The sequence below is a fragment of the Pseudomonas fluorescens genome, from assembly GCF_000968015.1.
GTDB lineage: Bacteria > Pseudomonadota > Gammaproteobacteria > Pseudomonadales > Pseudomonadaceae > Aquipseudomonas > Aquipseudomonas fluorescens_W.
This window is the reverse complement of sequence record NZ_LACH01000063.1, coordinates 42,146-60,408: the sequence shown is the minus strand read 5'-3', so window position 1 is coordinate 60,408 and position 18,263 is coordinate 42,146. Positions and strand designations below refer to the sequence as shown.

The window sequence follows — 18,263 nt, the reverse complement described above, 5'->3', positions numbered from 1 at the left end:
AATCACGACTACCGACTCTGAGAGAACATTTTGGCAATATCCATCTATTACGCTGCTCGGCGAAAAGCTCCGCTCAGCTCGAACGAGATAGCCGCTATTGAGGAGATTGTTCGGCGCTACTGTGTAGACGATCAAATCGAACGATTCCTCTCCCTCGGCGCTGGCCTAAATTGGGAGTCATTTGACTTTTCAACAAACCTGGAACCGAGTCGTTTTCTAAAGAAGGGTCTCGTGCTCTCGGGCTCCACTAAGCTCCCTGATAACCAAGAAGACGCATCATGGGTTGGCGTACAACATTGGTGTAAGTGCTTATCGGAGATTCGTATCTCGGTGTCTGGTTGCGAATGGAATGTTGCGGTCGAAGACCATGAAATGCGGTGGGATGCAGTGCTCAACTCGTATGACCCCAGCCTGTAAGAAGGGGGGTGTAACCATACGTCCAACTCACCGTTGGGAGTCAGGCCGGCACCCACTGATGCGGCAGAAGTTGCTTGATCCCAGAGGCTTTCTGGGTCGGCAGCCGCGTCAGAACATCCTTGAGGTAGGCATACGGATCATGCGCATTCATGCGGGCCGACTGGATCAAACTCATGATCGCCGCTGCCCGTTTTCCGCTGCGTAGCGATCCGGCAAATAACCAGTTCGAGCGCCCAAGTGCCCACGGTCGGATCTGGTTTTCGACTGGGTTATTGTCGATAGGCACCGCGCCGTCATCAAGGTAGCGCGTCAGCGCTACCCAGCGTTTAAGGCTGTAATCCAGGGCTTTGGCCGTCGCAGATCCGTTTGGCACCAGATCTATCTGGGCCAACATCCAGTCATGCAGTGCCTTGATTATTGGTGCAGCCTTTTCTTGGCGTATTCGCCAACGATCCTCATCACCCATGCCTCGCGCTTGCCGTTCAACTTCGTACAAGCCGCCAATCGAGTGCAGCGCTTGTTCGGCCAACTGGCTTTTGTTTGCCACGTGCAGATCGAAAAACTTGCGGCGGGCGTGAGCCATGCAACCAATTTCAGTCATGCCTTTCTCGAAGCCGGCTTTGTAGCCCGCAAAATCGTCGCATACCAGCTTGCCGTTCCAGGAGCCGAGGAAGTTACGCGCGTGCTCGCCGGCACGGCTTGGGCTGAAGTCATAAACCACAGCCTTGAGTGTCGAAAACGGCGTGGCACAATAAGCCCATACATACGCTCGGTGAGTTTTCTTCTCGCCTGGCGCTAGCATTTGAACCGGAGTCTCATCGGCGTGGATCACGCCCTCAGCGAGCACCGCTTAGCGTAGCGCATCGACCATAGGCTGAAGCTGCACGCCGGTTTGTCCAACCCACTGTGCTAGCGTCGAGCGGGCGATCATCAGGCCGGCGCGGCCAAAGATCTTCTCCTGCCGGTACAGCGGCAAATGGTCAGCAAACTTCGCCACCATCACATGAGCCAGCAGGCCTGCGGTCGGGATGCCCTTGTCGATTACCTGGGCCGGTACCGGTGCCTGGATCAGTGTTTCGCACTGTCGGCAGGCCCACTTTCCACGTATGTGTTGCTCGACGGTGAACACGCCCGGCGTGTAATCGAGCTTCTCGCTGATGTCTTCGCCGACGCGCTGAAGCTGGCAGCCACATCCGCACTGCGTGTTCTCGGGTTCGTGACGGATCACCGTGCGTGGAAACTGCGGCGGCAACGGCGCACGCTTGGGTTGCTGACGTGGCTCCGGCTGCGCAGCCGGCGGATTGGCTGCTTTCAACTCGGCTTCGATGGCAGCGATATCAGTGTCGAGCAGGTCGTCGAGCAAGCTGCCCTGCTCAGGGCTCAATTGCTCGCTGCGCTTGGCGAACTTATGCCGTTTGAGCACTGCAATTTCGTGGGTGAGCTGTTCGTTGACTGTTTCGATCCGATGGATTTTCTTGCCCATCGTGTCGACCTGCGACATCAACTGCGCAGCGAATGCACGCAGTTGATCGGGGGGCATTTGATCGAGGTTGGGCGTAGAAGTCATGCCTTGGATTTTACCAAAGCAGACCGCCTGCGGCAGCAGGCTCAGGCGTTAATTACAGCCTTTCAAAGGATGGTGATCGCGCCGCCAGCTCCAACGCGCTGCCAAGGCAGGCCCAGCACCAAGGCCTGAAGTTGTTCGGTATCCAGCTGCATCTCACAGCCTTGTCGAATGCCTGGCCAGTGGAACTTGCCCTGGTTCAACCGACGAGCAGCCAGCCAGACGCCAATCCCGTCATGCACCAGCACTTTCATGCGAGTCGCGCGGCGATTGGCAAACAGATAAGCGCAGTGCGGCTTCGCCGCACCGAAGACCGCAATCACCCTGACCAGCGCCGTTTCAGTGCCGGCGCGCATATCCATGGGCTCGGTGGCGAGCCAGATGGCGTCGATGCGGATCATTGCATGAGCCCACGGACAAAACGGGCACAGCCTTCGGGATCGGAAGTTGGCCATTTCACTGTAAGCGTTTGCTCGCCAAGCGGCAGTTCGATAGTCGCCGGCGCTTCCTCCGGCCGTTTGAGGCTGGCTCTTAAAGGAACAAAAGCCGGCAACGCCGCTGGCAGCTGGTCTCGGTAAAGCGGCAGCCACTTGCGGATTACGTTGGCGTTGATGCCGTGGCTGATGGCGACGCTGGATAGCGTTGCCCCCGGTTGCAGGCATTCCTGAACAACCTGGGCCTTGAAGAGTTTTGGATAAGAGCTTCGTTGGCGCATGGAAATCCTGACGTTAAGGGCTATCGCGTCCGCTTAAAAATATGCGGACACCATCGCCCTTAATGCTGGAGTTCGGAAGGTGACTTGGTCAGACGCTTACCCAGAACATCCAGTACGGCACCTTCCAGACGGCCTTCACCCAACGCAGAAAGCAAAGCGGTTTCTATAACGTGGGCGCCACGTCCCACGTTAATCAGTCCCGCTCCATGAGGCAGGCAATCGAGCCTCACAGCATTGAGTATCCCGTCTGTTTCGGGAGTCAGTGGCAACATGTTCACAAGGATGTCGCACTGCCCTAAAAACGCCTCTGGTTCTTCCGGGCCAACGTAACAATGGCCACCTGGCACCTCCTTCAAAGAACGACTCCAGCCACCGACCTGAAATCCCAATGGCTGAAGGCGATCAAGCGCGGCGCGTCCGAGATTGCCAACCCCCATGACGCCCAGCATCGGCGGGGGCGGCCATGTATAGGATGCACATAGACAACTCCCTACTCGACTTTCAGATGCGTATAGCTATCAACGAAACGCTTAAATTTGTGTTTGCCACAAGTGTACGCTTCATACTTCGCGGGTAGAGCCTCACTCACGCAGGTTGGCACAGGCTCGACAACTGCATCGAAATCCAAATCAATAAAGAAAGGTATTGAATAGCGCTCTAGGCCGCTAGTATTTATGACGCGATGCATTGTCGAGGTGTAGCGATCATTGGTGAGGGTTTGAACCAAATCACCAATGTTGACGATAAAAGTGCCTTCAACTGGTGGGGCAGTAACCCACTCCCCTGCACGGTTCCTGACTTGCAAACCGCCAACTGCATCTTGGGAAAGGACCGTCAAGAAACCATAGTCCGTGTGTGCCCCAATACCGATCTCCTCTTGGGAGACCCTTCCGATCTGGGGCGGGTAACGCAAAATTCGCTGAATAGTGATGGGCTTACGCTGAAGATGTTCAAAGTAATCTTGTGGTAAACCCAAACTCAGCGCGATCCCGCCAATGAGCATTCGCGCGAGAGCCAATACAGAGGAATGGTAATCTTCGGCAACCTTCTCAAATTGCGGCAGTGCAGACGGCATTTGATTAGGACCAAAAAATGGAGAGACCTCATCATAATGAGCTCCGCAATCAAAACACTCTTTGAAATCGCGGGTGTTAGCAGGATCGACGTTTTCCGCGTACATCGGTATATAACCACGTAGCGTGAGCCCGGAATTCACGACATTAAGCTTGTTCTTCTCCTCATAAGGAAGCTTGAAAAAACTTTTGGTCAGCGCATACATCTCATCTATTAACCGCTGATCAACACCATGGTTTTTTATATAAAAAAAACCCACCTTTTCGCATGCATCACCTATTTGGCTTGCCACCTTCAGCGGATTTTCACCGTTTATGAGCGACGATATATCTATGACTGGAATTTCAGTGAAAGCTGTCTGTTTGCTAGCCAAGCGAATATCAAATAACTCTGTCACCTATGCTCTCCTTTCCGAAATATCAATAAGGCAGAAGTTTAAGAAAGCACGACTGTGCCCTCTTCAATCCCACTGAATCACATCTGAACCGTCACCTATAACACCCACTTTCATGTGCGCCTCAACGAGTGCGGTTTGCCGCTGCACGCACTTTCATCACGCCGCGGGCACTGACCGCTCAATGCGATGGAAACCAGGCGCGTACGAGTCAAATCAGTCCGGGTTTTGACGGATGTTAATCCTGGATTTTTTGTCACGCAAGCAAAATGTACACATGTGTCATCAACCGTTGACACAGGTGTACATTTATCCTAATTTTAAGTCACCGAGCCTGATGAAGCCCACTTTGGAGCGCACCACGATGTCCAGCGATCCCTTGCTGCAACCCTATAAAATCAAGAATCTGACCCTCAGAAACCGGATCATGACCACCTCCCATGAACCGGCCTACCCTGTGGACGGCATGCCCAAGGATCTCTACCGCGCCTACCACGTGGAGCGCGCCAAAGCCGGTGTCGCCCTGACCATGACTGCAGGTTCCGCTGCCGTATCCCGAGACAGTCCGCCGGTGTTCAACAATGTGCTCGCCTACAAGGACGAAGTAGTCGGATGGTTGAAGGACCTGACCGATGAATGCCACGAACATGGCGCGGCAGTGATGATCCAGTTGACTCACCTGGGCCGTCGCACCCGCTGGGACAAGGCCGACTGGTTGCCGGTGGTGTCGCCGTCACACCGTCGCGAGGCTTCACACCGCTCCTTCCCGAAGAAAATGGAAGAATGGGACATCGAGCGGATCATCAAGGACTATGTAGACGCCGCGGAGCGCATGAAGGCGGCAGGTCTCGATGGCCTGGAGCTGCAGGCTTACGGGCATTTGATGGACCAATTCTGGTCGCCGTTGACCAATGACCTCGACGGCCCTTACGGCGGGTCACTTGAAAACCGCATGCGCTTTACCTTCGACATCCTGCGTGGCATCCGTCAGCGGGTCGGCGAAGATTTTCTGCTGGGAGTTCGCTACACCGGTGATGAAGAATTGCCCGGTGGCTTCACTGCCAGCGAGGGCATGCAGGTTTCTCACATGCTCAAGGACAGCGGACTGGTCGACTTCCTGAACGTCGTGCGTGGTCACATCGATACGGATGCAGGGCTGACCGATGTCATTCCGATTCAGGGTATGCGCAACTCGCCTCATCTCGACTTCGCTGGCGAGATCCGCTCATCAACTGGCTTTCCGACCTTCCACGCTGCGAAGATTCCAGATGTCGCCACGGCGCGCTACGCGATCGCCTCGGGCAAAGTGGACATGGTGGGCATGACCCGCGCGCACATGACCGATCCGCACATCGTGCGCAAAATCATCGAGAAGCGCGAAGAAGACATTCGTCCGTGCGTGGGCGCCAACTATTGTCTGGATCGCATCTACCAGGGTGGCGCGGCCTACTGCATCCACAACGCAGCGACGGGTCGGGAAACCACCATGCCTCACGACATTCCCAAAGCCGCCGTCAAGCGCAAGGTGCTGGTGGTCGGTACGGGCCCTGCCGGGCTGGAAGCGGCGCGGGTCGCCGGTGAGCGCGGCCATGATGTAACGGTGCTTGAGGCGGCTGACCAACCTGGTGGGCAGATTCGTCTGACTGCGTTGAGCGAGCGTCGTCGCGAGATGATCAGCATCATTGATTGGCGCATGGCGCAATGTGAACGGCTGGGGGTGAAGTTTCACTTCAACACCTGGGCCGAAGCCGACACTGTGCAAGCCTTCGAGCCTGACGTGGTCATCGTGGCGACCGGCGGCCTGCCGGATACCGAGGTGCTCCGCGAAGGCAACGAACTCGTGGTTTCAACCTGGGACATCATTTCCGGTGACATCAAGCCGGGGCGCAACGTACTGATCTTCGACGATGCTGGGGATCATGCCGCCCTGCAGGCTGCCGAAGTCATCGCGCAAAGCGGTGCGACCGTAGAGATCGTCACCCCTGACCGCTCGTTTGCACCTGAAGTCATGGCCATGAACCTGGTGCCCTACATGCGCAGCCTGCAGGACCTGGACGTCACCTTCACCGTCACCTACCGGGTCGATACAGTGGAAAAACGTGATGACGGGCTCGTTGCAACCTTTGGCAGCGATTACGGGCAGGTCCACAAGCAGCGCGTGGTCGATCAGGTGGTCGTCAACCACGGCACCCTTCCCCTGGATGACTTGTACTTCGACCTGCGTCCTCTCTCCACCAATGGCGGCGCGGTAGAGCAGCATGACCTGATCGCCGGCACGGCACAGAACATCGTCACCAATCCCGAAGGACGCTTCCAGTTGTTCCGGATCGGCGACGCCGTGTCTGCTCGCAACACCCACGCGGCCATCTACGACGCTTTGCGCCTGATGAAAGAAATCTGAATCCGAACCTCCATTCCTGTTGGAACGGAGGCTCGCCATGAACAAGAGGGAAACCATGTCCGCAGTGACCATCAAATCGAAGGCGGCAGTCGCTTTCGGCCCAAGACAGCCGTTACAGCTGGTGGACATCGATGTCGCACCGCCCAAGGCTGGCGAAGTACGGGTAAGAATCGTGGCAACCGGAGTCTGCCACACGGATGCTTTTACCCTGTCGGGCGACGATCCCGAGGGAATCTTTCCTGCCGTGTTGGGTCATGAGGGCGGCGGGATCGTCGAGTCAATCGGCGAAGGTGTTACGTCATTGTCGGTCGGCGATCATGTGATTCCGCTGTACACGGCGGAGTGCCGGCAATGCAAATTCTGCCTGTCGGGCAAGACCAACCTGTGCCAGGCAGTCAGAGCGACACAGGGCAAGGGCCTGATGCCTGACGGAACATCGCGCTTCTCCTTTCAGGGCCAGCCAGTGTTCCACTACATGGGCTGCTCGACCTTCTCCGAGTACACGGTACTGCCGGAGATCTCCCTGGCCAAAATCCCCAAAAATGCGCCGCTAGAACAGGTGTGCTTGTTGGGCTGTGGCGTGACCACAGGTATTGGTGCCGTACTCAATACTGCCAAGGTCGAGGCCGGGGCAAGCGTTGCGATATTCGGGCTCGGCGGGATCGGGCTGGCGGCCGCGAAAATGGCCAACGCCGGGCGAGTCATCGCCATTGATATCAACCCGGCCAAGCGGGACGTCGCCCTATCGCTCGGCGCGACCGACTTCATCAATCCCAAGGACTATGACAAGCCCATCCAGGACGTGATTGTCGAGCTCACCGACGGTGGCGTGGACTATTCGTTTGAATGCGTCGGCAACGTCAAGTTGATGCGAGCTGCTCTGGAGTGCTGCCACAAGGGCTGGGGTGAATCGATCATCATCGGTGTCGCCGGTGCGGGCCAGGAAATCAGCACCCGCCCTTTCCAACTGGTGACCGGGCGCGTCTGGCGTGGCAGCGCGTTTGGTGGAGTCAAGGGCCGCACGGAGCTTCCCAGCTACGTTGAGAAAGCGAGCACCGGCGAAATTCCGCTGGAAACCTTCATCACCCATAACCTTGGCCTTGAGGACATCAACAAGGCTTTCGAATTGATGCATGCCGGGCAAAGCATTCGCACCGTCATTCATTTCTGAGCAAGGCACTGCCGTGATATCGGCCAGCGCTCACACCCTCATCACAACCCAAAGGAAATCAAAATGTCTGTTTTTACCCATGTCACTGTCGGTACCAATGACCTTGCCAAAGCACGGACCTTCTATGATGGCGTTCTGAAAGAAATTGGTCTCAACCGTGTTGCCGACCTTGATGAATCCGGCTCCATTTGGGGCGTGAATAAACCGTCGTTCTTCGTGCTCAAACCCGCCAATGGCAATCCTGCCAACGTTGGCAATGGCGTGACTGTGAGCTTCGAAGCGCCTAATCGCGCTGCGGTACATGCATTCCACGAAACCGCACTCGCGGCGGGTGGCATCTGTGAAGGCCAACCGGGTTCGCGTAACTGGGCTGAAAATGCCTATGCCGCTTACGCTCGGGACCTTGATGGCAACAAACTGGCTGTCTACTGCTTCAAGGCCGAATAATCGCAACCGGCTGACACCTTTTACAGTGAAGGCCCTTCAGCGGGCCTTCACTGTCTACCCCCTGCCTGGCTACATTCCCCGCCGCGCAACCTCAGCGCCTGCCTTTACTGCCCGCCCCACAATGGACTCGATGTTCTGATCGGCCATCGACTGCAGCGCTGCCGCCGTCACGCCACGGTAAGCCATCAACGACTCAATCATTTGCCGCGGATCGCGGCTGGCAAGCATCTGGCCGCCCCCCACCACTACGCCTTGTGCAGCGCGCTGCGCGATGACAAGGGGAATTCCCGCAGCCACCGCCTGATTAGTCAGCGCCATTTGCAGCATTGCCGGGAAGGCCGGCCCAGTCCCGGACAACGCGCTGAGGTAATCAATACAGTCTTCATCAGGCACTTCGTCCGCCGAACCTACGCACTCGAACAGTCGCTGCACCCACTGGCGGTCGCGTTCAACAAGGTTTCCGACACAGTACCAGGGCGTGAACGACTGCCTGATTTCCACGGCCGCATTCGGCATGGCCCGCACTATTACATCCGCACCGGTGGCCGCGCTGATGGCTGAAGCCGGAACTCCGGCCATCAGAGAAATCACTACCTTGCCGCGGGCGTTGATCCGCAGTTCGCGAAACTGCTCCGGCCGGATAGACAGCACGACAATATCGCTGAGGTCCACCAACTGCTGGTTGTCGGTCAGCAGCTTCACGCCTGGCTCGAAGGTACTGACGCCTGAGCGGTTCGAGATCAACAAATGGTCAGGCTTGATGAAGCCGCTTTCAAGGAGCGCCTCGGCAATTGCACGCCCGAGCCAGCCGGTGCCCCCAATGATGCCCAGGGTTCTATTCTCCATCGGCAGGAGACTCCTCGAATGTTTCGACCAAGGGAACGAAAACGCCCGGTTCTTTTTCTGCGTAGCCGAACTTTCCATAAAAGCGGTCCAGCTCGCGCCGCTTCGGTACTTTGCCGGTAAACACGCTCACGTACTGAGGAATCCGTCTAAAACGGACGACAATATCTTCATCGGTTTTCATGGAGATGTAGCCGATCTGTGTGAGGTAGATCGTCCTGGCCCGAACGTCAGCCCCCTCGCCGTCGTAGCCAAACCGTCGGAACATCGCGGCCAGGGCATTCATCCGCGCTTCATCGGCTAAAGCGATTTCAGCTTTGACCTCGTCCGATTGCAGCGCCCAACTGCGCACGGCAAATTCGAACTGCGAGTCGAACAGCTCAGGGCTCACCCAGCACTCAAAGACGTTGAGAATCGCTTCGGAAATACTTTCTGCATAACTCTCACATTGGCTGACCATACCGCCGGTGTTCTTGTCCCGCCATCGAGCCAGGAGTGCCGCGAGCAGTTGTTCCCGATCTTCATAGAACCAGTAGAAGCTGGTACGAGACAAATTCAAGCGCTTGGCCAGCGGCATCACCCGCACAGCATCCACACCCGACTCTTTAAGAGCATCGTAGGCGGCATCCAGCCAACCATCGACGGAGCCTCGCCAGCCTGCGTCCTGCGCTTTGGTTTTCGCCCTTCCTGTCTGTGACATTCGGGTTGACCTTTCTTTGAAAATTCCTCGTCACTGTACACCCCAGGATCTTTGGCGTACACGGCATGTACACCGGCGTACATTTTCGAGACGTTCTTTCGCCAACTCAAGTGAGCACACCAGCAATAGACCCGAATCAATTCGCTAGTCAAAAAGCAGATTCCACACAAAAAAACGCGGCGCACGAAGTACTTCATGCGCCGCGCTGCTGGAGATGAACTCAGCGATATACCGTTACGGGTTCACCGACGACGTCCCGATTGATCGTGATGCCCAATCCTGGTGTCTGCGGGGCACGGATACGGCCATCCACCACGGGAATGTCGACGTGCGCCGTGATCGGTGGATACATATCGCGCGTATCAAGCACGCAGCGCAAATTTCGGTGTGGGATAGATTGCCCGAGGTGAATCAGCGCTGCGAACGCTACCTGTGAGCCAGCGGTCTCCTGAACGCTCATCGTCAAACCGGAGGTCATGCACATGTCGCGCAGACGTCGGGCTCTGGTCAGGCCACCATGTTTGGAAACTTTCAGACCAATACCGTCGGCAGCTTTCTCGCTGATCAGTTGCATCACAGAAGCTTCGTCCGTCGCCAGCTCGTCCATGATCAGCGGCACATTGGTTCGCTGGCGCAGGGACATGTGCTCAGCCCAGGTGGCGCATGGCGCCTCAAGGACGAAGTCCAGCCCGGATGGCAGCAGTTTCAGCATGCGCAATGCATGCTCCACCGTCAGGCCACCGTTGCAATCAACGATGAAGTATTCCTCGGGGCGTGCATCTGCAAGTGATGCCTCAATGCGCGCAGCATCCAGCGCAGGCCCACCCTCCTCCGGTGTCGCGCCGACCTTCACCGAATGCCCCAGGTATCCTTGCTTTCGTGTCTGAGCAACTCGACGACGCATGTCCTCAGGATCGCCGGCATAAGTTGAGTCGATGATCGGCATGGACAGTCCTGTACTGCCCCCCAGCAGTTCACACACCGGCATACCAACCGCTTTGCCCAGGATGTCCCAGCAGGCCACATCAATCGCTGCTTTTGCATGAAGGTGGCCCATCAAGGTACTGTCCATGAGATCGTTGATACGATCAACCTGCCGGGGATCCCGGCCGAGGAGCATGTCCGCCATTTCGGCGATACCCGCTCTCACCCCCAGGGCGTGCGCTGCAATGTAGTTCGGGCCAAAAGGTGTCGATTCGCCCCAGCCTTCAAAGCCAGTGTCTGTGCGAATACACACTATCGTGGAGTCAAAACTTGTGTAAGTACGGCCGCCTGACAGCTTATAAACGCCGCCAGCATAGGGCAGATCGACTTGATAAACTTCAATTTCAATGATCTTCACAAACACTCTCCTGTGGTGGCACCAATACCAGTTTTCCCGCATAACGTTTTTCTATGAAGTCATCCTGTGCCTTGGCAATGTCGGACAGCGGATAACTGTTGCTGACAAAGGGACGGATACGTCCATGTTCAATATGACTGACCAACTCCTCGAAAACTGCATCCTCTTGGAAAGTGCAGCCATGAAATGTGAGGTCCTTCAAGTAAAGCGTTCTAAGATCCAGCTCGACGATTGGGCCAGCGATCGCACCCGAAACACCGTAGCGACCACCCCGCTTGAGCACTTGCAAGAGTGCGGGCCAATCGTTCCCGCCCACCAGATCCAGCACCACGGAGACACTATTTTCACCCAGCGCCTCCACTAAGTTTGCGTCTCGATAAATAACGCGATCGGCGCCCAGAGACAAAATTTGATCCGCCTTGCTTGCGCTGGTAATTGCAATTACCTCGGCGCCGCGGCACTTTGCCAACTGGACCGCAGCCGATCCCACACCGCCGCTTGCACCGGTGATCAGTACTTTGTCAGTACCATTGACGGCTGCACGCTGGAGTAAAAGTTCGGCGGTTGAATAAGCACATGGAATAGAAGCTAATTCGATATCGCTCCAATTACTGTTCACGGGCCAGGTGTCCGCTGCGGGAGCAACCGTAAATTGCGCAAAAGCACCATTGCAGTCTGAGCCATAAGTCCAGCATTCGAATGGCCGACTCTCAACCGGTGCTCGGAGCATGTTCCGTACCAGTACCCGCTGTCCGATTCGAGAATCGTCCACCCCTTGGCCAACCGCTACAATGCGCCCGCAGCAGTCGGCCCCCTGGATCAGCGGAAATTTAAGCGGAACGCCGGACCACGATGCGTCCTCAGTGTCGATGTTAGCGAACCCGGAAGCGCCTCCCGAATTTGTATCGCCGGTTACTTGTTTGGAGTACCAACCAATACGCGTGTTGATGTCGGTGTTATTGACTCCAGCAGCGCCAACTTTTATCAAGACTTCGCCGACACCAGGGCGAGGCACTGGCACATCAGTTCGATACTCCAGTTGCTCCGTCCCCCCATGCCCCTTCAGAAGCACGGCGTGCATGGTCTTGGGTAATGTAAACGTCATTCGGCTCTCCTAGTCGTTTGAGGGTTATGCAACCTGTCTTCGATTTTTATTAGTCGGCGGATTTGCCAAGAGGTTGTTTGCTGCGCGCGCAAACGGAAACGTTTCACTGGCGTTTATTTTTTCTTACTCATCAGGCGCTTAAACGATGTGTATACAACGCCTTAAGTGTTACCAGTAAAATAATGAGACTTGGAAAGTGCAAGCTTGTAGCTTCCCACTTATAGAAAACCTTAGCAGCTGGTCCCCCCTGACCATAATGATATTTTAGATACATAAATGATGACTTCTCGTTATGAACGGCTGGCGTGCTGCTCGCTATGCAAATAATCAATATTTTCTCAGGGTGGGGTTTGGTGGCGGAACTACATTTGCCCCACGCCGGCTGGCTCGAGCGTGAATCCAAACGCTCGAGTCAGTTTTTTTGATAACGCCACGTTATCTTTGGCCCTATGAAAAAGTTGCTAGACGCTGCGATCCGTTGAAATTAAATAATGGCTGCGCCAAAAAACTACCAGGCAGGGCCCTATGAAATTCAATAATAAAGTGGTAGTCATTACCGGCGCTGCCGGCGGTGTCGGACAGGCGCTAGCACTATTGTTCGCCCGAGAAGGCGCAAAGCTTGTTTTGTCTGATCTTGATGAAGCCGGTTGCAAATCAATTTCCGTCAAAGTCCGTGACCTGGGCGCCGAAGTGCACTACGTGGCAGGTGATTTACGCCGAAAAGAATATTGCGAAGCGATTGTCCAAACTGCCGTCGATGTTTTTTCGGGGATCGACATCGTGTTGAACAATGCGGGCATCATTCCCCGCGGCACGATTGAGGAAACCACTGACGACATGTGGTTCGACGCCATGGGCGTAAACCTGAATGCGGTGTTCTTCATCTGCCGTGCCGCGATACCGCACATGAAAAATCGCCCAGGCGCCGCAATCGTCAACACATCATCTGTCTGGGGCATTTATCCAGGCCCCGCTCATGTGGCGTATTGCACAAGCAAAGGGGCTGTCGCGGCTTTAACCAAAAATCTGGGCCGCGATTGCGCCCCTTTGGGCATTCGCGTCAACGCCGTGTGCCCGCATGAAATCAATACCCCGATGATACGCAGCGGCTTTGAGCGTCGTGGCCTGGATCCGGACCAAGCCGTGCAAGAACTGAATAGGAGCGTGCCGTTAGGCCGTATCGCCGAGCCTGAAGACATTGCGGATGTCATCGCATTTCTGGCGTCCGACGAGGCCAGGTACATCGCCGGTGAAACGGTAGAAGTCACAGGCGCCAAGCCGGTATCCGGCTAAGGAGAGGTAGCGATGCTCAACGGTAAAAATGTAGTAGTGACAGGGGGCGGCAGAGGGATTGGCCGAGGCATCACCGAACAATTGCTTGAGGCGGGAGCTACTGTGTTGATCGCTCAGCGCCAGGCACTGGACGCCGACTTGCAAAATCACCCTCAAGTCTATTTCGTCGAGGCTGATCTCGCCTCGATGGAGTCACCCAATTTGATTGCACAGTTCGCCCAGGAGCAGCTTGGCGGAATCGATGTATTGGTTAACAACGCTGGGTTCATGTTCGAGAAATCCATTGATGATATGACCGAACAGGACTGGGATCGCATGATGGCAGTCAATCTGCGGGCGCCAGCGTTCTTGTGCAAGGCGTTGGTGCCACAGATGCGTCAGCGAGGCGGTGGCAGCATTATCAACATCGGCTCGATCGAAGGCATAGGAGCCAACCCTGAACACGCCGCGTACTGTGCCTCCAAGGCGGGCATCCATGGGCTGACCCGAGCCTTGGCAGTCGATCTCGGCCGAGACGGCATCCGCTGCAATGCCATTGCTCCGGGGTGGATCAACTCGGAGTTGAGTGATGCGTACCTCGCCGCTCAAGCTGATCCGCGTGCGGCGCGCCAGGCACTCCTGCGCCTTCACCCGGTCGGACGTACCGGATTGCCGACGGATGTTGGCGGAACAGTTGTCTTCCTGGCCTCCGAATCATCGGCCTTTATCACCGGGCAAGTGCTTGTGGTGGATGGGGGGCGCACGGCGAAACTGCCACTGCCGTTTTGATCGAATTCGCCCCAGCTTGCAACGGAGGGAGCCACTCACCCACCTCCGTTGCAGGTTGCGCGGAGCCGGACTCTGGCCCTCCGCAATATTTTGCAGCGGGCAACGCATTCAATACTTAGAGGCTTTGTTCTCTATCAGGCAATTGTTCACTACCGGCTCCGCTGACAAGCGCTACCTGACCAGTCGAGTCCGCAATCATCGCGTTTGCTCCTATCGTCCGGGGTTAGTGACTGGGTGTTAAATGCTCTCGCCGGGTACTGATACCAGGCGTAGGATCGATACGATGACTGCTAATCACGCGTCGTTGGAAGGTGACTTCCAACCAATCTGCACTCACGCGCAAACGCAAGACATATACCGCCGCACTGTAAGGCCGCGCGACCCTTCGAAGTACAAGGGCCGTGTTCTCACAACAACAAAAGCGAGGTGCAATCATGTCTGGTAATCGTGGTGTCGTGTATCTCGGCGCAGGCAAGGTCGAGGTGCAGACCATCCCCTATCCGAAAATGGAAGACCCGCGCGGCAAGCGCATTGACCATGGCGTGATCCTGCGCGTGGTCTCGACCAATATCTGCGGCTCCGACCAGCATATGGTGCGTGGCCGGACCACGGCCCAGGTCGGGCTGGTGCTTGGCCATGAAATTACTGGTGAGGTGATCGAGAAGGGCCGTGACGTGGAAAACGTGCAGATCGGTGACCTGGTCTCGGTGCCGTTCAACGTCGCCTGCGGCCGTTGTCGCAGTTGCAAGGAACAGCACACCGGCGTCTGCCTGACGGTCAACCCGGCGCGCCCCGGCGGTGCCTATGGCTATGTGGACATGGGCGACTGGGTGGGCGGCCAGGCCGAATACGTGCTGGTGCCGTATGCCGACTTCAACCTGCTGAAACTCCCGGATCGCGATCGCGCGATGGAAAAAATCCGCGACCTGACCTGCCTCTCCGATATCCTGCCGACCGGCTACCACGGCGCGGTGACCGCCGGCGTCGGCCCTGGCAGCACCGTGTATATCGCCGGTGCCGGTCCGGTCGGACTGGCTGCTGCCGCCTCCGCCCGTCTGCTTGGTGCGGCGGTAGTGATCGTCGGCGACGTCAATCCGCTGCGTCTGGCGCATGCCAAGGCCCAGGGCTTCGAGATCGCCGACCTGACCAAGGACACTCCACTGCACGAGCAAATCGCCGACCTGCTCGGTGAGCCGGAAGTCGATTGTGCGGTCGACGCGGTCGGCTTCGAAGCCCGAGGCCACGGCCATGACGGCGCGCAGCACGAGGCCCCGGCCGATGTGCTCAACGCGCTGATGGGCGTGGTGCGGGTCGCCGGCAATATCGGTATCCCCGGTCTGTATGTCACCGAAGACCCGGGCGCGGTCAACAAAGCCGCCAAGCATGGCAGCCTGAACATCCGTTTCGGCCTCGGCTGGGCCAAGTCCCACAGCTTCCACACCGGCCAGACCCCGACGATGAAGTACAACCGTCAGCTAATGCAGGCGATCATGTGGGACCGGATCAACATTGCCGAGGTCGTCGGCGTGCAGGTGATCAGCCTGGACGACGCGCCGCGCGGTTACCACGAGTTCGACGCCGGGGTGCCGAAGAAATTTGTCATGGATCCGCACAAGCTGTTTAGCGCGGCCTAAGGAGTAGGTTGGGAAAAGGGCAGCGTTGAGCTGCCCTTTTTTATGGCCGTGTGTCCCGTCCTGCGACGCCGTTGTCACGCGTGGACCGAGCCATGATCGGTCATTTGTAGTTCGGCCCCACAGGCGCCGGCAAGTACTCCATGCTGGTGAACGAAAAAGAAATCAGCTGAGCCAATCCGTCTCGAAAGGATAGGTTGAGAGAGGGACGCAGCCATCACGAGTAATCAGCACCTGCTCTTCAAGTTTGATACCTTCCCGCCCTCCTTCTGCGGCTATACAGCTTTCGATGCAAACAGTCATGTTTTCAACGAACACACCATCGTAGCCGCCACCCTTCCAGTCCCCACCTGCATGGGCGATGGCGGGGTATTCATCGACCATACCGATGCCATGAGCAACACAACAATACCGATTCTTGTAGAACTCTTCCGGTATCTTCCATGCCTTGGAACTGAATTCATGGAACGACATTCCAGGCTTCAAAATCTCCATATTTTTCTGAATTTGTTCGTATGCAGTTTGATAAAGCCTACGTTGCTCCGCCGTTGGCGGCACATGACCAACAGTCCACGCACGGGATATGTCAGCGCAGTATCCGTACGGGCCTATCAAATCAGTGTCAAACGCAATGATTTCGCCTTCTTGCATTACCCTGTCGCTACTTTCTTGCATCCATGGATTGGTGCGCGGTCCCGACGCAAGAAGACGGGTTTCGATCCACTCACCGCCATGGCGGATATTCTCGAAGTGTAACCAGGCCCAGAGCTCATTTTCCGTCATTCCCGGACGAAGCTCTTCCGACATCCGCTTGATTCCGCGCTCACACACGGCAATGGTCCACCTGATCAGCTTGAGTTCAGCTGCCGACTTGACTGCCCGCGCCTGCTCCATGAGGGCTTGTCCCTGAAACAGTTCCACACCGTGATTATTGAGGCAAAAAACGCCTTCTGGTTCCAACTTGTCCACTGCCAAACGCATATTGCCTGAACCATGGCGCCGTAGCAGATCGACAATTTCTCCTGACCATTCAAGCGCTTTTTCTTGTACCCGGGGACCCGCACCAAAATAAGCCCAATTGATAGATGTGCGCACCTCATCGATAGCGTTCAGATGACCGCTAAGATGATCACAATTATGAAACTCCCAAAGAATGACCGCGCCGTTTGCGAACACCATGGCATATCGAGCGGCATTGTGCCCCGTCCAGACCTGCATGTTGGATGAGTCAGTGGCGTATCGAATATTGACGGGGTCATAAAGCAGAATTGCCGCGTAATCGTACTTGGCTAAAAAATCTCTAACCCGTTGGAGACGGTAGGCGCGTGCGGCCTGCAGGTCTGCGTCACTCACTGGGTTCTTCAAGGGAATTCGGGTGTCGGCATTAAGGCTCGAAGTCTTATTCATTAGTAGGCTCATCCAGGAATCCAACCACACATTGATTACTTCCTACACTCAGGTACGTTCACGCCTTTGCTTTAATCGCATACAGCCCACCGATAATCACCAACGTGGCTCCGACAACCACCCAGGTATCAGGGCGCTCGGCAAAAACGATCACACCAATCAAAGTAGCGAACACCAGAAGCGCATAGTTGAAAGGCTGCAGGGAAGAAGCGGTCGCGTATTTGAGTGCTTGAATGAAAAGAATCTGAGCAACGACTCCCGTCAATGACAGGATCCCCATCAAGAGGCCCTGGACCGGAGTCGGAGTAACCCATGCGGGCAGCCCCGCAAATGTGACTGTCAGGGCACCCACAGTTGCCATAAAGAGCATGTTCGTCGCAAAGGAATCGTGCTGGCTAATCCGGCGCGTCAGTACGTTGAACACTGCGAACGCCAAAGCAGCCAGCAGGGGGATCAGCGCCGCGAGTTCAAAAACGCCCGCGCCTGGTCGAAGGATGATCAGTGTCCCGGTGAACTCTATGGCGGCGGCAATCCAGCGCCGCAGACCTATGAACTCCCCAAGCACGGCCCCCGCCAATGCCAGTGCCATCAGCGGAAATACGGCATAGAGCGCATGCATTTCGGCCAGGCCCAAATATCGTAGCCCCACTGCAAACAGTAGGGTTTCACCTACGGCTAACAGCGCTCGAATGAGTTGGAGCCAAGGGTGCTTACTCCGAAACGACGCCTTTTCCCTACCTTGGTAGGCGGCATACCCGAGGGCAAAAACGACAAACACCCAATAGCGCATCATGACCAGTTGGGCAACCGGGAAGTCTTTGACAAGCACCTTGGTTAGTCCATCCTGGCTCGCAAAGATAAGCATTGAAAGCAGGCATAGAAAAATCCCGAGTTGGGGCCTTGCGACCCCAGGATTAGCGGCAACGGTGGGTGCAGTATTTTTTGTTCTGTCGCTCTTCAATTGCAACTCGGTCATGCCCTCCTCCTTAAA

16 protein-coding genes and 1 pseudogene are annotated in these 18,263 nt (G+C 56.3%); 6 read left to right on the top strand and 11 right to left on the bottom strand.

The features are described 5' to 3' along the window. Positions 1–457 precede the first annotated feature (457 nt). The 5 genes and pseudogenes from tnpC to VD17_RS26000 all read right to left on the bottom strand — a co-directional run bounded on the left by tnpC (position 458) and on the right by VD17_RS26000 (position 4,167). Positions 458–1,984: pseudogene (tnpC, locus tag VD17_RS26020) on the bottom strand (IS66 family transposase). Positions 1,985–2,046: 62 nt separating this feature from the next. Then, a complete protein-coding gene (gene tnpB, locus VD17_RS32750; protein ID WP_046056332.1) occupies positions 2,047–2,382 on the bottom strand; it encodes an IS66 family insertion sequence element accessory protein TnpB in 336 nt (111 codons plus the stop codon). Continuing rightward, a complete protein-coding gene (gene tnpA, locus VD17_RS26010) occupies positions 2,379–2,696 on the bottom strand; it encodes an IS66-like element accessory protein TnpA (protein ID WP_046056331.1) in 318 nt (105 codons plus the stop codon). The genes tnpB and tnpA overlap by 4 nt, the downstream gene beginning before the upstream one ends. Before the next feature lie 59 nt (positions 2,697–2,755). After that, positions 2,756–3,145 carry an NAD(P)-dependent oxidoreductase gene (locus VD17_RS26005; RefSeq protein ID WP_259674595.1) on the bottom strand — a complete coding sequence of 130 codons (390 nt, stop codon included), beginning with the start codon at positions 3,143–3,145 and terminating at the stop codon, positions 2,756–2,758. 41 nt (positions 3,146–3,186) lie between these two features. After that, a complete protein-coding gene (locus VD17_RS26000) occupies positions 3,187–4,167 on the bottom strand; it encodes an isopenicillin N synthase family dioxygenase (RefSeq protein ID WP_046056330.1) in 981 nt (326 codons plus the stop codon). A 361-nt stretch (positions 4,168–4,528) separates the two neighbouring features. Here VD17_RS26000 and VD17_RS25995 point away from each other — a divergent pair, with 361 nt between their 5' ends. The 3 genes from VD17_RS25995 (at position 4,529) to VD17_RS25985 (ending at position 8,183) form a co-directional block, all read left to right on the top strand. Then, positions 4,529–6,565, top strand: a complete 2,037-nt coding sequence (locus VD17_RS25995) for an NADH:flavin oxidoreductase (protein ID WP_046056329.1) — start codon at positions 4,529–4,531, stop codon at positions 6,563–6,565. A 55-nt stretch (positions 6,566–6,620) separates the two neighbouring features. Beyond that, positions 6,621–7,736 (top strand): S-(hydroxymethyl)glutathione dehydrogenase/class III alcohol dehydrogenase, encoded by a 1,116-nt coding sequence (locus VD17_RS25990; RefSeq protein ID WP_046056350.1) that lies wholly within the window; start codon positions 6,621–6,623, stop codon positions 7,734–7,736. 63 nt (positions 7,737–7,799) lie between these two features. Further along, positions 7,800–8,183 carry a VOC family protein gene (locus VD17_RS25985; RefSeq protein WP_046056328.1) on the top strand — a complete coding sequence of 128 codons (384 nt, stop codon included), beginning with the start codon at positions 7,800–7,802 and terminating at the stop codon, positions 8,181–8,183. Between the two features lie 69 nt (positions 8,184–8,252). On the opposite strand, the gene VD17_RS25980 is transcribed toward VD17_RS25985, so the two are convergent. The 4 genes from VD17_RS25980 to VD17_RS25965 form a co-directional block, all read right to left on the bottom strand. Further along, the gene (locus tag VD17_RS25980; protein ID WP_046056327.1) at positions 8,253–9,029 is read right to left on the bottom strand and encodes a pyrroline-5-carboxylate reductase family protein; all 777 of its coding nucleotides are present in this window, start codon (positions 9,027–9,029) and stop codon (positions 8,253–8,255) included. Continuing rightward, on the bottom strand, positions 9,019–9,726 hold the full coding sequence (locus tag VD17_RS25975; protein ID WP_046056326.1) for a TetR/AcrR family transcriptional regulator: 708 nt from the start codon (positions 9,724–9,726) through the stop codon (positions 9,019–9,021). Before VD17_RS25975 ends, VD17_RS25980 begins: the two co-directional genes overlap by 11 nt. Positions 9,727–9,946: 220 nt before the next feature. After that, positions 9,947–11,068, bottom strand: coding sequence for a mandelate racemase/muconate lactonizing enzyme family protein (locus tag VD17_RS25970; protein WP_046056325.1), 1,122 nt, complete (start codon positions 11,066–11,068; stop codon positions 9,947–9,949). After that, a complete protein-coding gene (locus tag VD17_RS25965; RefSeq protein WP_046056324.1) occupies positions 11,055–12,173 on the bottom strand; it encodes an alcohol dehydrogenase family protein in 1,119 nt (372 codons plus the stop codon). The genes VD17_RS25970 and VD17_RS25965 overlap by 14 nt, the downstream gene beginning before the upstream one ends. 525 nt (positions 12,174–12,698) lie before the next feature. Between VD17_RS25965 and VD17_RS25960 the strand changes: the two genes are divergently transcribed. The 3 genes from VD17_RS25960 (at position 12,699) to fdhA (ending at position 15,868) form a co-directional block, all read left to right on the top strand. Beyond that, complete coding sequence (locus VD17_RS25960; protein ID WP_046056323.1) at positions 12,699–13,466, top strand: SDR family NAD(P)-dependent oxidoreductase; 768 nt, start codon at positions 12,699–12,701, stop codon at positions 13,464–13,466. 12 nt (positions 13,467–13,478) lie between these two features. Next, positions 13,479–14,234 (top strand): SDR family NAD(P)-dependent oxidoreductase, encoded by a 756-nt coding sequence (locus VD17_RS25955; protein ID WP_046056322.1) that lies wholly within the window; start codon positions 13,479–13,481, stop codon positions 14,232–14,234. A 434-nt stretch (positions 14,235–14,668) separates the two neighbouring features. After that, a complete protein-coding gene (gene fdhA, locus VD17_RS25950; protein WP_046056321.1) occupies positions 14,669–15,868 on the top strand; it encodes a formaldehyde dehydrogenase, glutathione-independent in 1,200 nt (399 codons plus the stop codon). A gap of 162 nt (positions 15,869–16,030) precedes the next feature. Here the strand turns inward: fdhA and VD17_RS25945 are convergent, their stop codons facing one another. After that, positions 16,031–17,272, bottom strand: coding sequence for a M24 family metallopeptidase (locus VD17_RS25945; RefSeq protein ID WP_046056320.1), 1,242 nt, complete (start codon positions 17,270–17,272; stop codon positions 16,031–16,033). 58 nt (positions 17,273–17,330) lie between these two features. Continuing rightward, positions 17,331–18,248 (bottom strand): DMT family transporter, encoded by a 918-nt coding sequence (locus VD17_RS25940; protein ID WP_046056319.1) that lies wholly within the window; start codon positions 18,246–18,248, stop codon positions 17,331–17,333. Positions 18,249–18,263 lie beyond the last annotated feature (15 nt).

Excerpts from the sequence above, each read along its gene's own strand:
- tnpB (WP_046056332.1), bottom strand. The coding sequence starts at position 2,382 with ATGATCCGCATCGACGCCATCTGGCTCGCCACCGAGCCCATGGATATG.
- tnpA (WP_046056331.1), bottom strand. The coding sequence starts at position 2,696 with ATGCGCCAACGAAGCTCTTATCCAAAACTCTTCAAGGCCCAGGTTGTT.
- VD17_RS26005 (WP_259674595.1), bottom strand. The coding sequence starts at position 3,145 with ATGCTGGGCGTCATGGGGGTTGGCAATCTCGGACGCGCCGCGCTTGAT.
- VD17_RS25995 (WP_046056329.1), top strand. The coding sequence starts at position 4,529 with ATGTCCAGCGATCCCTTGCTGCAACCCTATAAAATCAAGAATCTGACC.
- VD17_RS25990 (WP_046056350.1), top strand. The coding sequence starts at position 6,621 with ATGTCCGCAGTGACCATCAAATCGAAGGCGGCAGTCGCTTTCGGCCCA.
- VD17_RS25985 (WP_046056328.1), top strand. The coding sequence starts at position 7,800 with ATGTCTGTTTTTACCCATGTCACTGTCGGTACCAATGACCTTGCCAAA.
- VD17_RS25980 (WP_046056327.1), bottom strand. The coding sequence starts at position 9,029 with ATGGAGAATAGAACCCTGGGCATCATTGGGGGCACCGGCTGGCTCGGG.
- VD17_RS25975 (WP_046056326.1), bottom strand. The coding sequence starts at position 9,726 with ATGTCACAGACAGGAAGGGCGAAAACCAAAGCGCAGGACGCAGGCTGG.
- VD17_RS25965 (WP_046056324.1), bottom strand. The coding sequence starts at position 12,173 with ATGACGTTTACATTACCCAAGACCATGCACGCCGTGCTTCTGAAGGGG.
- VD17_RS25960 (WP_046056323.1), top strand. The coding sequence starts at position 12,699 with ATGAAATTCAATAATAAAGTGGTAGTCATTACCGGCGCTGCCGGCGGT.
- VD17_RS25955 (WP_046056322.1), top strand. The coding sequence starts at position 13,479 with ATGCTCAACGGTAAAAATGTAGTAGTGACAGGGGGCGGCAGAGGGATT.
- fdhA (WP_046056321.1), top strand. The coding sequence starts at position 14,669 with ATGTCTGGTAATCGTGGTGTCGTGTATCTCGGCGCAGGCAAGGTCGAG.
- VD17_RS25945 (WP_046056320.1), bottom strand. The coding sequence starts at position 17,272 with ATGAATAAGACTTCGAGCCTTAATGCCGACACCCGAATTCCCTTGAAG.
- VD17_RS25940 (WP_046056319.1), bottom strand. The coding sequence starts at position 18,248 with ATGACCGAGTTGCAATTGAAGAGCGACAGAACAAAAAATACTGCACCC.